A 14,807-nucleotide genomic window follows, 5' to 3' on the forward strand; every position below is an offset into this window, starting at 1 on the left:
CGGGTTATACCAAGGTGATTATATCATATATTTGGAAAAGATGCCATTCTCAGCCCCGGAAGACGGGCGAAGGGCAAAACAAAACGGTAACAGGACTGTGACTTTACGAGCGGCCGCGCGGGGGCTATAATGGAATCGCGGCCGCATGCGGCCGAAAACAGGGGGTACGAAGATGATTGCGGAAAACAGGGCCGGGCATCCGGGAATATTCGGAAAAACCGGCCCGAAAGCCAAGGCGGCCGTCGCCGCCGCGCTGATCTTGCTGGTCGCCGCGGGCGCCGTGCTGGGGCAGAGAATTTACGCGGGATACCGGCACGCGAAGGAGATATCCGAAACGATCGATACGGACTCTTTTTATCCCGGCATCAAGGTGCAGGGGATCGATCTCGGCGGGAAGAGCATGAGCGAGGCAAAAACCGCCGTGGAGGCCGTCCTTCCGGCCGCTCAGCCGGTGGAGCTTCAGATCACGGACGGCAGCAGGTCCTGGGAACTGACCGAAAAGGACCTGAGCTTTCAATACAATACGGACGAAATCCTGAAAGAAGCATACTCATATGCCCGCAGCGGGGATCGGGAGCAGCGCCTTCAGCTTGTGCGCGGGCTGGAAGCTTCCCCGAAAACCTATTCCATCGCCGCGAAAATCGATGGAACCTCCCTGCGGACGGCGCTGGATAAAATCGCGGACCAGGCGGAATCCGCCCCGAAGGGTCCGAGCGTGACCTCATTCAACACGGGAACAAAACAGTTCTCCTTTGCCGACGGAACGGACGGCGTAACCGTCGACCGGGAAAAGCTGCTTGCCGATGCCCAGGCCGTCATCAGTTCCGGGGGAACGGGGACGGTCCGGCTTTCGACCGGGACCACCCCGTTCAGCGGGACGCTGGCGGACCTGAAACCCCACATGAAAAAGCTGGGCTCTTTCAGCACGGTCAGCAAAAATTCCGCGGACGGGACCTACAACATGACAAAAGCCCTGCTGTCGGCGAACGGCGTCTGCGTGCAGCCCGGCGCCGCGTTCTCCTTTTTCGGCACCGCGGGCCAGTGCGGCCAGGCGCAGGGATACCGGCCGGCCGGCGCGATCCTGAACGGAAAACTGATCCAGGAATACGGCGGCGGCATCTGCCAGGCTTCCACCACCATCTACGGCGCGGCGGTCCGCTCCGGAATGAAAATCACGGAGCGGCACAACCATTCCATGCCCTCCAGCTATTGTCCGATCGGGCAGGACGCCACCGTCAGCTACCCCGGCCTGGATTTCAAATTCGTGAACCCGACCAAATATCCGGTTTATCTGGTCACCTCGGTGAAGAACCGGGTTTTGACGGTTACTTTTTACGGCTATCAGCCGGACGATTACGATGCGATCGATGTCTCGTCAAAGGTGACCGAGACCATTCCGGCCCCGGCGAAGGGACAGTACGTGCCGGATTCTTCGCTGAAAAAGGGAGAGGTCAAGCTGACCTCCAAAGCGCGCACCGGGTACAAGGCGACGGCCCAGAGGATCTTCCGTAAAAACGGGACGGTCGTGAAAACGGAGGAGCTTCCCTCCTCCTATTACAAACCGCAGCCGGCCTACTATTCCTATGGGGAAGGGACCGACCTGGCCGGTACGGCCAAGCCGTCCTCCAAAGCCGCCGCCTCCCCGTCTTCCTCCAAACCGGCTTCCTCCGCGCCGCCGTCTTCAAAGCCTTCCTCCGCACCCGCATCCTCCGCGCCGGCTTCTTCCACGCCCGGCGCCGGGGCTGCTGTTCCGAACGACGACATCACAACGCAGGGCGAGCCGGCAGCGTGACGCTGCATCCACGCCCCGCCGCTTTTTCGCCCCATCGTTTCGGGAGAGTAAAATCCGGGCTTTGTTTGGCGGGACCGCGGGCGGACGATTCCAAAGGGGCTGAAACCGGGAACGCCGCAGGCGCGTCCCGGCCGGAGGTCCAAAAACAGCTTGACTTTTTCGCCGTAATCTGCAAAAATGAGGATGGCGGCACGCGTTGCGTTCCGGCCGTTTCCGTTGCTTTAAAAATTCACAACAGGCTCTGCCGCGGCCGCGGCAGACGCTGTCTTGGAAAGGAAGAACTGATTTGACTGAGACGCATACGCCGATAATCAGTGTTGTGATACCAGTTTACAATGTTGAAAAATATGTGGGCAAATGCCTGATTTCGCTGGAAGAACAAACTTTTCGGGATTTTGAGATCATCGCCGTCAACGACGGCTCTACGGATGCCTCTCCCGAAATTCTTCGCCATTTTGAAAGCAAATATGACAACATCACCGTCGTCGATCAGAAAAACGCCGGTATGTCCCTGGCAAGGAACGCCGGCATGGAAAAAGCGCGGGGGGAATACCTCACCTTTGTGGACAGCGACGATTACGTCGCGCCAACCTTTTTGGAAGAGCTTTACGAAGCCTGCGTGGACCACGATGCGGATATCGCCTGCTGCTACTATTATTACCATTTTATCGACAATGATTTCCTCTTTGAGTACCCTTTCCGGTGCAAGGGGGTCTTTAACCGCGCGAAAGCCATGAATAAGCTGCTGCGGGACGTTCAGATCCAGAGCCTGGTCTGGAACAAGCTGTACCGCCGCAGACTGTTTACGGATTACGGCATCACCTTCCCCTCCATGTGCTTCGAAGATATGGCGACCGCCAACAAGGTGTTCGCGCACGCGAACCGCGTCGTCGTTCTGGACCGGCCGCTTTACTATTATAACCAGCATTCCATGAGCACGCTCGCAACCATGAACGCGAACAAGATCAACGACTTTATCCGCGCGATCGCCATGGTCCGCATCTCCCTCGAGAAAAACGGGCTGTATGAAAAGTACAAAAAAAGTTATCTGGCCCTGACCAGAAAAACCTGCAACTGCTGCTATTTATATGTATTAAAAATGCATGGCGAGAAAAAATGTATGCGTGGGTGCATGACGAACATGCGGCGGATTTCAAAAGCGATGCGGACGTATACCTCCGATAAAACCAATTCCGCGGCGCTGTGCGATTTTTCGGAAGTGGTTGCCTCGCCTGAAACGCTGGAGGAAAACTACTCGGTCCGTTAAGCCCCTGCCGGAGACGGAAACGAGGTGAGCAATGGATGCCGACGGAGCGGAAGGCGGAAGAAAAGACCAGAACGCGGAAAATGTTTCAGGCGTTCCTTTTTGCGCTTACGCTGGGAATGCTGATTTATTTCTGCGTTTCCGGCAATAATCTGGCCGTCCTGATCCAAAGCCTGCCGACCATCAACCTGTTCTGGATCCTCTGCGCCGTTGCGAGCGTGGTCTTTAACTGGATGATGGACAGCCTGGTCCTTCACACGCTGATCTTTCATTCCTCCGGCGGCCGTTACGGCTTTGGAAGCGCGTTCCGGGTCAGCATGGTCGGGCAGTATTTCAATTCCGTCACTCCGTATGCGCTCGCCGGCCAGCCCATGCAGTTCATGGCCCTGGCGGGGCAGGGAATCCCGACCGGCGTGGCCGTTTCCACTCTCGTGAGGAAATTCCTGGTTTACCAGACTTCTTTGACGGTCTATTCCCTGGTGGTCATCCTGGTGAAATATCAGTTTTTCCGCAGCAAGATCCAGGGTTTCATGGCGCTGGCGTTCGTCGGGTTCCTGTATCAGGCGGCGGTGGTCATTGCGCTGGTCCTTTTTTCTTACAGCCCGGGGTTCACCACGAAGATCATCCATGGCGCCGTCTGGGTCCTGACAAAGATGCGAGTGGTCAAAAAGCCGGAGGAAACAGGAAAAAAAGTCAGGGATCAGCTTCAGTTTTTTCTGGAAAACAACCGTGCGATACAGGGAAAGCGCTCCCTTGGGATTAAAATCTACGTCTTTACGCTCCTCCAGCTGACGGCGCTTTTCCTGGTGCCTTTTTTTATTTATAAAGCGTTTCACAATCCCGGAGCGCCGGTATTCGATATGATCGCGGCGCAGAGCTTTGTCACCATGATCTCCGGCTACACGCCGCTGCCGGGCGCGGCGGGCGCGGCGGAGGGCAGCTTCCTTGTGCTCTTCCAGATGTTTTTCGCGCCGGAGGTCATCCAGCAGGCGATGCTGCTGTGGAGGCTGATCGCCTATTATTCCTGTATCGTGGTCGGGGCGTTTTTCGCGGCTCCGGAGCGCCGGGCCGGGAGGAAACCGGAACCGCTCGCCGGGAGGGAAGAACCGGGACCGCAGCCGGTGCCTGGAACCGGACATGCTGCAAACAGCGGAGGAATCAAACATGAATGACGGTTTTCTGAAAATAGCGGCGGTCACTCCGGAGATACGCGTGGCCGACTGCCGGTATAATCTGGAATCGGTGTGGAACCTGATGCGGGAATGCGAACGCGGCGGCGTCGCCGCCGCCGCGTTTCCGGAGCTTTGCCTGACGGGCTACACCTGCGGCGACCTGTTCCGCGACCGGACGCTGATCTCCGGAGCGGAAGCGGCCCTTGCGGAACTGCTGGCCCGCTCGGAGCGGCTTGATCTGCTCACGCTGGTCGGGCTCCCGGCCGCGGTGGGCCCGGACCTTTATAACTGCGCCGCGGTTTTCTGCCGCGGGGAGCTTCTCGGGATCGTGCCGAAGGAGAACATCCCGAATTACACCGAGTTTTACGAGGCGAGATATTTTACTCCAGGTAAAGATTTTCGACAGATCACATTCTGCGGAAAGGAGGTTCCCTTCGGGCCGGACCTCGTCTTCCGCTGCCGCGGCGCAGCCGGCCTCACGGTCGGCGCGGAAATCTGCGAGGACCTGTGGGTGCCGTGCCCGCCGTCGGTTCGCTTGGCGCAGAGCGGCGCTTCGGTGATCTTCAACCTTTCCGCCAGCGACGAGGTGATCGGCAAGGCCCCGTACCGCCGCGACCTGGTGCGGATGCAGTCCGGGCGGCTGGCTTGCGCCTACTGTTACGCGGACGCGGGGGAGGGGGAATCCTCGACCGACCTGATCTATACCGGGCACAGCATCATCGCAGAAAACGGGACGGTTCTGGCCGAGTCGGAGCAGTTTGCCACCGGCCTGACCACGGCGGACGTGGATTTGGAACGTTTATCGCAGGAACGGCTGCGCATGACGACCTGGCACGGAGAGGGACAAGCTCATGAGATTCCGTTTTCCCTCGACGTGCCGGAATTTAAAATGGAACGGAAATTTCCCGCGACGCCGTTCGTGCCGGGCGACGTGCGCGACCTTGCGGACCGCTGCGAGATGATTTTGAACCTGCAGGCCTGCGGGCTGAAGACCCGTCTCAGGCACACCGGGTCCAAGTGCGCCGTGATCGGCGTTTCCGGCGGGCTGGATTCCACGCTGGCCCTGCTGGTCACCGCGCGGGCGTTTGACCTGCTGAAGATGGACCGCCGCGGGATTCTGGCCGTGACGATGCCGGGCTTCGGCACCACGGGCCGCACGCGCGGCAACGCGCAGAGGCTTGCGGAATATCTGAACGCGAAATTTTTGGAGATCCCGATCGGGGACTCCGTTTCGAAACATTTCGCCGATATCGGCCACGACCCGGAAAACCGGGACGTCACCTATGAAAACGCGCAGGCGCGCGAGCGCACGCAGGTCCTGATGGACCTTGCGAACCAGTGCGGCGGGCTGGTCATCGGCACCGGGGACCTGTCGGAGCTGGCGCTCGGCTGGGCGACCTACAACGGGGACATCATGTCGATGTACGGGGTCAACTGCTCGGTCCCGAAGACGCTGGTGCGGCACCTGGTCCACCACGCGGCGGTGACGGGGCCGGAAGAGCTGCGCGCCCTTCTGGAAGACGTGCTGGACACGCCCGTCAGCCCGGAGCTGCTCCCGCCCGAGCAGAACGGCGAGATCGCCCAGAAGACGGAACACATCGTCGGTCCTTACGAACTGCACGATTTTTTCCTTTACTACATGATGCGCTTCGGGTTCTCTCCCGGAAAGATCTACCGCATGGCGCTTTCCGCGTTCGAAGGGCAGTACGACGGCCCGACGGTCAAAAAATGGCTGGGCGAGTTCTACCGCCGCTTTTTCACAAATCAGTTCAAGCGCTCCGCCCTGCCGGACGGGCCGAAGATCGGCTCCGTCTCGCTGTCGCAGCGCGGCGACTGGCGCATGCCGAGCGACGCTTCCGCGGCGCTTTGGATAAAGGAAATCGAGAAGCTATAAATGCAAAATCTTATTTTAGGATAGGAAAAAGGGAATCCGACGTCCAGATCGGATTCCCTTTTTTGTAAGGCTCCCGCGCCGCCGGCCGGGTGCTTACCACGCTTGAAAAGGAGAAAACGGAAATGAAATATAAAGCGGTGATCTTTGACCTGGACGGCACGCTGCTTGACTCCATGAAAGTCTGGGAACAGGTGGACAGGGATTTTCTGCTGCGGCGTGGTCTTCCGTTCACGCGGGACTATACCGAGGCGGTTTCCGCCATGAGCTTTGGGGAAGCGTCGCGCTACACCGTCGAGCGTTTCCGGCTTTCCGAGACCCCGGAGGAACTGATCCGCGAATGGAGCGCGATGGTCTCGGAGGAATACGCGCACCGCATCGCGCTCAAGCCCGGCGCGCGGGAGTGTCTGCGTTTTCTGCGGGCGCGCGGGATCGCACTGGGCGTTGCGACCGCCCTTTCGAAGGATCTGTACGGCCCGTCGCTGCGGAATAACGGCATTTACGGACTTTTCGGCGCGTTCGCTTCCGTGACGGAGACCGTGCGGGGAAAAGGATTTCCGGACGTCTATCTCCTTTGCGCCGAACGGCTCGGCGTTTCGCCCGGCTCCTGCCTTGTCTTTGAGGACGTGCTGCCGGGCCTAAGAGGGGCGAAAGCAGCCGGGATGGACGCGGTCGGCGTGTATGACGCCGGCTCCGGCCTCTCGGAGGAGGACGCGCGGTCCGTCGCGGACGGATACGTCAGAAGTCTTGCGGAGGTGACGGAGCCGGAGTTTTTCAATCGGTTTTTATAGATTTGATTTTGTCCGGCAAGCGGCTCTTAATCCTAATTTTTCTTTACCTGTGGCCCGGTGCCCCTTAACCTTTTTTCTATTCCTTTTTCTTTGCGCTCGGGCCGCGCGGGGACGCACAGCGTCTTTCGCGCCTACGGCGGTCGCGACTTCAGCCTTTTTTGCGATCAAGCCGGACAGGGCCGATCTTTTGCGGACCTGAGGCTCGGTGGCTCTTAACCCTAATTTCTTCTTACTTCTACTCTTGCGCTCAGGCCGCGCAGGCCCCTCCTTTCGGTCTTGGGTGAATTGTCAAGTGAAGTGCAACAGATAAGAAGAAATGACTTCAGCAGGAGTTTTCCAATTCAAACATTTACGCGGGCGGTCGTTGAGACGCTCCATGACAAATGCCACGGCTTCTGGGGTAAGTTCTGTAAAACGGGTTCCTCTGGGGAAAAACTGACGAATCAATCCGTTCGTATTTTCCACAGTTGGCTTCTGCCACGGAGAGGCTGGGCGAGTGTAATAATACAACGCTTCAAAGCGGCTCTCAAATTCACGGTGGCAGTTGAATTCGATCCCTCGATCCGACGTTACCGTGCGGAGCGGAACCTTTCCGCCTTCAAAGAAGAACTCAAAGCCCCGCATGACTTCTTCCCGTCTGATGTTGCGCAGGACGGCCAGGCAGCAGTATCGACTTTTTCGGTCGGTCACATTCAGCAAATAAGCGCGTTTTGCTTGTCCGAACCCGATCGTGTCAGCTTCCCAGTCTCCAAGTCTCTTTCTGCGTAGAGCTTCTTTGCTTCTCTCCCGGATTTCCCGCGCCCCGGCCTTGTACCCACGAGTTTCTCCATGCTGACGGCCATAGTGACGCAGTTTCATCGTAAGTTGTACGGAACGTGGCAGCAAGTCCGCGCGTAGCGACCGATATATGCTGCTGTGCGAGATTTTCATGTCCCGGTCATCCGGATAGTCTAACCGGATTCTTCCGGCAATTTGTTCGGGCGACCATGACAATTCAAGCTTTTCGGATATGTAAGCTGTCAGACGTGGGTTTTGATACAGCCTCTTCCGGCGGCATTCCATTCGCCGTTCAAGGTACCGGGCCCGTGCCGGAACGCTAAGATATTTTTGTCCCGAACGGTTCCTCTTGATCTCCCGGCTGATTGTGCCCGGATCCCTTTGCAACCTGCGTGCAAGCTGCCTCATACTGATCCCGTTATTCCACAATTGGGCTATCAATGCGCGCTCTTTTGGTGTAAGATGGTGGTAGTCCATAAAAAGCCTCTCCTTCAGTGGTGTCTTTTCAACTCCTACTGTATCATGGATTTGGCTTTTTGTGGACTCTTTCTACCCTCCTGTTGCACTTGCTATTTTAATTCACCGTTCTTCTAACAACAGCTTTTCATGGACGACGGGGGCTGAAAAATTAAAGCCACAAAGTATTTACCTAAAAGCTGAAATTCTTCAAAAAGTTACCTTTTTACATACGGCGTAAGATTGGGAATCGTTCAATGGGAAGCACTTGCGTAAGAATTCGTTGTTGCTTCATGACAGGTGCCGGGGTGCAGGGGGACGTTTAGGTGCCCCTCCCGGCGGGAAGTTGAAGTCCCCCTGCATAGTCTTTGCCGCCTTTCTGCTATATCAGAAAGGCGGGGCCTGTCCGGCCTGAGGACATAGAAAAAATGAATAGAAGAAATTTTGGGTTAAGAGGCACTTGCTAAAGGCAAACATATAATCGCCACCCGCGCCCCGGCCAAAGAAAAAATTGGGGTTAAGAGTCACCGGGCGCCAAGCACTCAAAAACCGAAATAATATCAAATCGAATATTACCTGTTGAATTTTGGTAAATTAAGGATTATAATAGATTTGCAAGGTAAATAAAAAACGCAATGCAGGGATGAAGTGTTGAGACCACTCCACCCCCTGCATACGGAGAACCACCCTCCATATACCACGGAATTCACCGCGCATTGCAGGACTTATTATACTTCCTTTTTCTGTTTTTGTACAGGGGAAGGAAGGAGAAACACTTCTTTTTCCTCCTGTATCTGCGCGCGCGCCGGTGTATGGAATGACAAATTCCGTACCGGCGCTTTTTGTTGCCTTGCGGGCGGCGTGACGCCGCTTCCTTCGGCCTGCCGGACAGAACGGCGAAAATTCGCGGCTCAGTTTGGCAGGACGGTCTGGGGAATCTCCCAAAGGCAAAGCCCTTGCGCGGACCCGCCGGTCCATTGGACGAACGTGCCAACGGCGGACGCGATTTCCGCTTGCCGGGAGTTTCTTCCCTCTGTCCCACCCGTCTCAGCTAATCATCTCGCTGTCTGCTGAACGGTGGGCCGTTGGATGCAACGTCATCGTTGCCCGCCGGCGGAATTCCGAATGTATGTGAAAGAAGTATGAACGCGGAAAGTCCAGCCCATACCCGGCGCAGTGAGAGAGATTCCGCCGGCAAAACAGGGAGCGGAGCGCCTGAACGGCGCTTCGCTCCCGATTTTTATCAACAATTTGTTGAATTATTCCTATGAAATACTCTGTGGCTTCAATTTCCGAGTCCCCGTCGTCAATGAAAAGCGGTGCCGGAAAGTTTTTCACTCTTTACATGAAAAGCGGGGAAAACTTTGAGGACGTTACGGCGTTCCCAAAGTTAGCTTTCGGGAGGTTCCAACTTCTGTCCCGCCAGACTAAGCAAACGGCTTTTTCCGTTCTGACTGGCGGGTCGAAGGGAGCGGCGACACGCCGCTTCCGCAAGACAACGCTTTCAATTTTTACCGTGATGAATGGCGGGGCGCGCGTGCAGGCTCAGCCTGCCGAAAGGCGGGCCGAAGATGCAGCGGTACGCTGCCTAGTCGGTGGGCCAGGCGTTGGCCGGGATTTCCGAAGAGGCCTTCGACTGCGCCTCCTCCACGCTGGAGGAAGCCGTCTGCGCCGGAGCCATGGTCAGGGCCCCGCTGTCGTTCCGCCCGAGGGTCGGCTCGTTGGCGCCGTAGTCGTTGCTGTCGAGCTGCCCGTCGAAGCCGGTCATAAAGCCGTCCAGCGCGGGCGTGCAGAGGTCTCCGCCGACCACACAGCCGCCGTAGATCAGCAGCGTGCCCCGCATGATCTCCTGCTCCGGGAAATTCGTGATCTCATACACCCACTGCTCGCAGGTTTTGCCCGCGTAGGAAGTGAGATCCAGTCCCTGCTCCTGCTGGATATTGTTGTACTTCGTATAAACATCGTCGAACGTCTGGGGAATCGTGACCTTGCCGTTGGCGATCGGCTGCGGCTTGACTTCCCACCCGAACTGCTTGAAAAAGGCGATCCTGTCCTCGTTGGTTGAAGCGGCAAGGCTGTATTTTTTGCCTCCGCTGTCGGCGGAAGGCCCGGAATGAAACAGCTTTACCGCGACGATGGCGGCGGTGACCACTACAAGGACCGCCGCCAGAACGGCGATCATCTTTCTTTTTTTCGTCTTGACAGAAATTACAAACATAAATCCGCCCCCTCAGGCAAATACATATGCCCGGGGAGCGGAAATCATGCGCGCTTTTCGGAAAGTCGCCGCCAAATAAAAATTTCGGAACGTCAGGCGTCCGCGGACTGCTCCGCCGACGCGGAGTCGATCACCTTCTGCGCGACCTGCGGCGGCGTCTCCTCATACCGCGCGAAGTCGAACGTGAACGAGCCGCGCCCCTGCGTCACCTGCCGGACGAAGGTGGTGAAGTCGTGCATTTCGGCCTGCGGCACCTCCGCCTCGATGGTCTGCGTGCCCTCGCCCGCCGGCTCCATGCCCAGCACGCGCCCGCGGCGCTTGTTGATCTCGCCCATCATGTCGCCCATGTTGTCGTCCGGCACGGTGCAGCGAAGCGTGCCGATCGGCTCCAGCAGAACGGGGGAGGCCTTCGGCATCCCGGTCTTGTACGCGAGCGCCGCCGCCATCTTGAACGACATTTCGGAGGAGTCCACCGGATGGTACGAGCCGTCGTACAGCGTCGCCCTCAGGCCGACCACCGGATACCCCGCGAGCGGGCCCCGGTCGATGCATTCGCGCAGGCCCTTTTCCACCGCCGGGTAAAAGCCCCTCGGCACCGCGCCGCCGACGACGCGCTCCCCGAATTCCAGCCCGTCGGCCTCGCACGGCTCAAATTCGATCCACACGTCGCCATACTGTCCGTGGCCTCCGGTCTGCTTCTTGTACTTGCCCTGCACCTGCACCTTTTTGCGGATGGTTTCGCGGTAGGCGACGCGCGGCGTCTCCAGCTTGATCTCCACGCCGAACTTCTTCTTCAGCTTGGAGGCGAGAACGTCCAGATGCTGCTCGCCCATGCCGGAGACGATCATCTGGTGCGTCTCGGCGTTGGTCGCGAAACGGATGGTCGGGTCCTCCTCGGTCAGGCGGAGGATGCCCTGCGCCACCTTGTCCTCTTCTCCCTTGGCTTTGGGCAGAACCGCCATCGAGAGCGACGGCGAAGGGTAGACGACCGGCTCCAGTTTCACCCTGCGCTCCGGCGAGCAGAGCGTGTCTCCGGTTTTCGCGGAAAGCTTCGGCACCGCGCCGATGTCCCCCGCCGCAAGGTACGGCACGTCCTCCTGCTTCTTCCCGCGGACAAGGATCGTTTTGCCCACGCGCTCCGCCTGGCCGGTCGTCATGTTGACCAGCCCGGCGTCGGAGGAGATCCTGCCGGAAATCACCTTGAGGTACGACAGCTTGCCGACGAACGGGTCCGCGACGGTTTTAAAGACGACCGCCGCCGGCTGGGCGTTCTCATCCGCCGCCAGCTCGACCGGGTCCCCGTTTTCATCCGTCCCGGTTTCGCCGCTCTTTTCCGCGGCGCTGGGCGCCAGCCAGACAAGGCCGTTCAAAAGCTGGTCGATCCCGTTGAGCAGCACCGCGTCCCCGCAGAACACGGGGGAAACCGCCCCGGACTTGACCCCCTTGCTGATGCCGACGATAACTTCCTCCGGCGTGAAGCTCTCGCCGGAAAAGTATTTGTCGAACATGTCGTCGCCGGTTTCCGCAACGGCCTCGTAGATCGCCGTGCGCAGCCCCTCCAGGCGGCTGCCCATATCCGGCATCTTTACTTCCACCGCTTTCCCGTCATGGTATTCGTAAGCCTTGTACTCCAGCACGTTGACGTAGACGTTCGCCTTTCCGTTCTGGATGTACGGCACGACCACAGGGCAGACCGACGGGCCGAAATACGCTTTCAGGGTCTCGAACACCTTGTAGAAATCCGCGCTTTCGTCGCACAGGCCGTTGACGAAAAAGATTTTGGAAAGCCCTCGCGCGTCCGCGGCGGCGGCCGCCTTTTCGGTTCCGACCGCGATGCCGTCCTTGCCGGAAACGGCGACCAGCATGCAGTCGGCCGCGCGGACCGCCTCGCACAGCCCGCCCTCAAAGTCGAACAGGCCGGGCGCGTCCAGCAGATTGATTTTATCGTTCTTCCACTCGAGCGGAGCCACTGAAGTCAACACGGACGTTTTCCGCCTGATCTCCTCAGGATCGGAATCGCATACGGTATTTCCCTCACCAACCTTTCCCAAGCGGTCGGTGGCGCCGGAAAGATACAGCATCGCCTCGGCGATACTGGTTTTTCCCGCGCCGCCGTGCCCCGCAAGCGCAATGTTCAGAATATGCTTCGCCTCATATTGTTTCACTAATAGCAGCTCCTTTCAGGGGTTGAGAATCCAATTGAAAGCAACATCCAATTGACCAACCGAATTTATGATAATTATAGCGTGTTGCCATAAAAAATACAATGCCGGCGAAAGATTTTGTCTGCTTTGTAAAGCACTTTTCCGCGCCGGAATATTGATCGGAGCCGGATCGAAAAGGCCGTTCTCCGCGTAAAAAAGGGGGCCGCCCCTCCGAACGGGCGGCCCCCTGCGCGCTTTCGCGCTTTTTCCGGTCGTTTGAAGCTCCTGTTCCCTACAGTGTGACGGTAAGGCCGTCGTAGGCAAAAGAAACATCCGGGTATCTGCTTTCCAGGGCGGAATAATCGTCGAGCGATTTCCCCCAGGCCTCTTCGATATGTGTAATCACCAGCCGCTTTGCCCTGATTTTTTCCCTGATGCTCCGGGCATCCTCGAAGCTGTACAGTTCTTCCCGCAGCGGGTGGTCCTTCGCAATCTGTTTTCCGTTTTTAAGCGTGTCGCCTACGAAGGTGTTTCCAAGGATCAGCACATCCGCATCGTACAAAAGCGGCTCGTCGGGAAACGGCAGGCAGTCGCACGGGGCGTAAACCAGCTTTTTACGGTCCGATTCGATGACGAAAACCGTGACCGCCTTCTCCTTCGGCACCTTCACGAAAGAAATTTTGACACCGCCCTGTTCGAAACATCCGGCAATTTCCTGCTCGGCGATGAGATTCATGCTCTGATAGTAGCCAAAGAACGAGCCGTATTTGCTGGAAATGGCGTTGATATCCTTCATGACGTCGGGAGACGCGGCGATCCTCAATGGATTTTGCGGCTTGACGCCGTCGTAATAATCCAGCCACTCCAGCCGGAGCTGTTCTATCACGCGCATCCCGAGCGTATGGTCCGGGTCGCAGTGACTGTACGCAATCGTATTCACTTCTTTGATATCCGCATGATTCAGCGCCGCGCTGATGTCCTCCGGCGTATCGAACAGCAGGCCGATGTCCTCCAGATACAGGCTGCATCCGCATCTCGCGTAAGGAAATCCCTTTTCCCGCGCCTCCCTGCACACGGGGCACTGGCACAACGGCTTTGGAGTGCACACGCACCCGCCGGAACCGGTGACGACGAATTTCATTTTTTCACCGCTTTCAATATTTTCCCTTTTTTTCATTGAATTTTGGTAAATTGAGGATTATAATAGAAATTGTAGAGCACAATAAAAAGTGCAAAGCAGGGACAGGGTGCTCGAACACCCCGCCCCCTGCATATGGAACGAGGGTCCATACACAGCGGTGAAAACCGCGCATTTGCAGGTAACAGTATACCTCTTTTTCCCTTTTTTGTACAGAGGGGGGGAAAGGCGGGGGCGAAAAAATGACCTGCTTTTCACGCGCGCCGGTGTATGGAATGAGAATTTCCGTACCGGTGCTTTTTTGTGCCCTGCGAGCGGCTTTCCTGTTTCCGGGCCGGGGGCGGGGAGTGCAAAGCGAGCAGAACGCGTGAAAAGGAGTAATAAAATAAGCGCCGGTTTTCCGCTTCGCCGAAGCCCTTAACGGGGAACGGTCCGGCGAGAGGGGAACGGCGCGGACATGCCGGTGCGGTGGGCACAGTGTATGCAGAGAGGTCCTCTCGATTCCCCGGTCCATCCCATGGTCCGTCGTTTGGAAAAACAGGGCCGCAGACAAAGGGCCGCGCGAATGCCGACGCATCCGCGCGGCCTGATTTTATTCCCGCGGCAGATGCTTCCGGCAAGCCGACCCGGCCGGACGGTCCGGACACATAGTGTCTTTTCGCGCCTATGGCGGACACATAGTGTCTTTTCGCGCCTATGGCGTTCCCGACTTTAGCTTTCGGGAGTATTTAACCTCCGTCCCGCCCGTTTCACCGATTGCCGAAAGGCGGGCCGACCTGACCGGATGGTCCGGCGGTACGCTGCAATATGCGAAAGAAGGAAAACAGGATGGATTCGGAATCCTTTTATCAGCGGGTCTGCCGCATCGTGTCGGAAATCCCGGCGGGCAGGGTGATGACCTATGGGCAGGTTGCCTTTTACGCGGGGAAACCGCGCGCGGCGCGGCTGGTGGGGCATGCCCTGCACGCCGCCCCTCCGGGACTGCCCTGTCACCGGGTCGTCAGGCGGAGCGGCGAGCTCGCGCCGGAGCATGTGTTCGGCGGGCCTGAGTCACAGCGCGCCCTGCTGGAGCGGGAGGGCGTCGCGTTTCTGCCCGGCGGGCGCATCGACATGGAAAAGCATTTGTGGCGGGACTGAAAGTGTTTTGTGAAACGGCCGCCCGGA

Annotated in this window: 11 protein-coding genes; 7 read left to right on the forward strand and 4 right to left on the reverse strand. The window is 58.0% G+C overall.

Features of this window, described 5'->3' with window-relative positions:
- Positions 1-172 precede the first annotated feature (172 nt).
- From VA597_RS00305 to VA597_RS00330, 6 genes are all read left to right on the forward strand, one after another.
- Complete coding sequence (locus VA597_RS00305) at positions 173-1,792, forward strand: VanW family protein (RefSeq protein ID WP_164918893.1); 1,620 nt, start codon at positions 173-175, stop codon at positions 1,790-1,792.
- Between the two features lie 65 nt (positions 1,793-1,857).
- Positions 1,858-2,082, forward strand: a complete 225-nt coding sequence (locus VA597_RS00310; RefSeq protein WP_326974927.1) for a hypothetical protein — start codon at positions 1,858-1,860, stop codon at positions 2,080-2,082.
- Positions 2,079-3,059 (forward strand): glycosyltransferase, encoded by a 981-nt coding sequence (locus VA597_RS00315; protein WP_128741079.1) that lies wholly within the window; start codon positions 2,079-2,081, stop codon positions 3,057-3,059. The genes VA597_RS00310 and VA597_RS00315 overlap by 4 nt, the downstream gene beginning before the upstream one ends.
- A gap of 35 nt (positions 3,060-3,094) precedes the next feature.
- A complete protein-coding gene (locus tag VA597_RS00320) occupies positions 3,095-4,228 on the forward strand; it encodes a lysylphosphatidylglycerol synthase transmembrane domain-containing protein (RefSeq protein ID WP_128741080.1) in 1,134 nt (377 codons plus the stop codon).
- Entirely contained in the window at positions 4,221-6,122 is a 1,902-nt protein-coding gene (locus VA597_RS00325; RefSeq protein ID WP_128741081.1) for an NAD(+) synthase, read from the forward strand. The genes VA597_RS00320 and VA597_RS00325 overlap by 8 nt, the downstream gene beginning before the upstream one ends.
- Before the next feature lie 122 nt (positions 6,123-6,244).
- Positions 6,245-6,910: an HAD family hydrolase gene (locus tag VA597_RS00330; RefSeq protein WP_128741082.1), complete on the forward strand. Its 666-nt coding sequence runs from the start codon at positions 6,245-6,247 to the stop codon at positions 6,908-6,910.
- A gap of 288 nt (positions 6,911-7,198) precedes the next feature.
- Here the strand turns inward: VA597_RS00330 and VA597_RS00335 are convergent, their stop codons facing one another.
- From VA597_RS00335 to VA597_RS00350, 4 genes are all read right to left on the reverse strand, one after another.
- Positions 7,199-8,164, reverse strand: coding sequence for an IS30 family transposase (locus VA597_RS00335; RefSeq protein WP_128741414.1), 966 nt, complete (start codon positions 8,162-8,164; stop codon positions 7,199-7,201).
- 1,567 nt (positions 8,165-9,731) lie between these two features.
- A complete protein-coding gene (locus VA597_RS00340) occupies positions 9,732-10,361 on the reverse strand; it encodes a DUF4830 domain-containing protein (protein WP_128741083.1) in 630 nt (209 codons plus the stop codon).
- A 92-nt stretch (positions 10,362-10,453) separates the two neighbouring features.
- Entirely contained in the window at positions 10,454-12,526 is a 2,073-nt protein-coding gene (locus VA597_RS00345; RefSeq protein WP_128741084.1) for an elongation factor G, read from the reverse strand.
- Between the two features lie 271 nt (positions 12,527-12,797).
- Complete coding sequence (locus VA597_RS00350) at positions 12,798-13,682, reverse strand: MBL fold metallo-hydrolase (RefSeq protein ID WP_326974928.1); 885 nt, start codon at positions 13,680-13,682, stop codon at positions 12,798-12,800.
- A gap of 789 nt (positions 13,683-14,471) precedes the next feature.
- Here VA597_RS00350 and VA597_RS00355 point away from each other — a divergent pair.
- The gene (locus tag VA597_RS00355; protein ID WP_128741086.1) at positions 14,472-14,780 is read left to right on the forward strand and encodes an MGMT family protein; all 309 of its coding nucleotides are present in this window, start codon (positions 14,472-14,474) and stop codon (positions 14,778-14,780) included.
- Positions 14,781-14,807 lie beyond the last annotated feature (27 nt).

Source organism: Caproicibacter sp. BJN0012 (assembly GCF_035986805.1).
Classification (GTDB): domain Bacteria; phylum Bacillota; class Clostridia; order Oscillospirales; family Acutalibacteraceae; genus Caproicibacter.

Bases quoted from the DNA above. Each gene is read 5' to 3' on its own strand.
- VA597_RS00305 (WP_164918893.1), top strand. From the start codon at position 173: ATGATTGCGGAAAACAGGGCCGGGCATCCGGGAATATTCGGAAAAACC.
- VA597_RS00350 (WP_326974928.1), bottom strand. From the start codon at position 13,682: ATGAAAAAAAGGGAAAATATTGAAAGCGGTGAAAAAATGAAATTCGTC.
- VA597_RS00335 (WP_128741414.1), bottom strand. From the start codon at position 8,164: ATGGACTACCACCATCTTACACCAAAAGAGCGCGCATTGATAGCCCAA.
- VA597_RS00355 (WP_128741086.1), top strand. From the start codon at position 14,472: ATGGATTCGGAATCCTTTTATCAGCGGGTCTGCCGCATCGTGTCGGAA.
- VA597_RS00325 (WP_128741081.1), top strand. From the start codon at position 4,221: ATGAATGACGGTTTTCTGAAAATAGCGGCGGTCACTCCGGAGATACGC.
- VA597_RS00330 (WP_128741082.1), top strand. From the start codon at position 6,245: ATGAAATATAAAGCGGTGATCTTTGACCTGGACGGCACGCTGCTTGAC.
- VA597_RS00340 (WP_128741083.1), bottom strand. From the start codon at position 10,361: ATGTTTGTAATTTCTGTCAAGACGAAAAAAAGAAAGATGATCGCCGTT.
- VA597_RS00320 (WP_128741080.1), top strand. From the start codon at position 3,095: ATGCCGACGGAGCGGAAGGCGGAAGAAAAGACCAGAACGCGGAAAATG.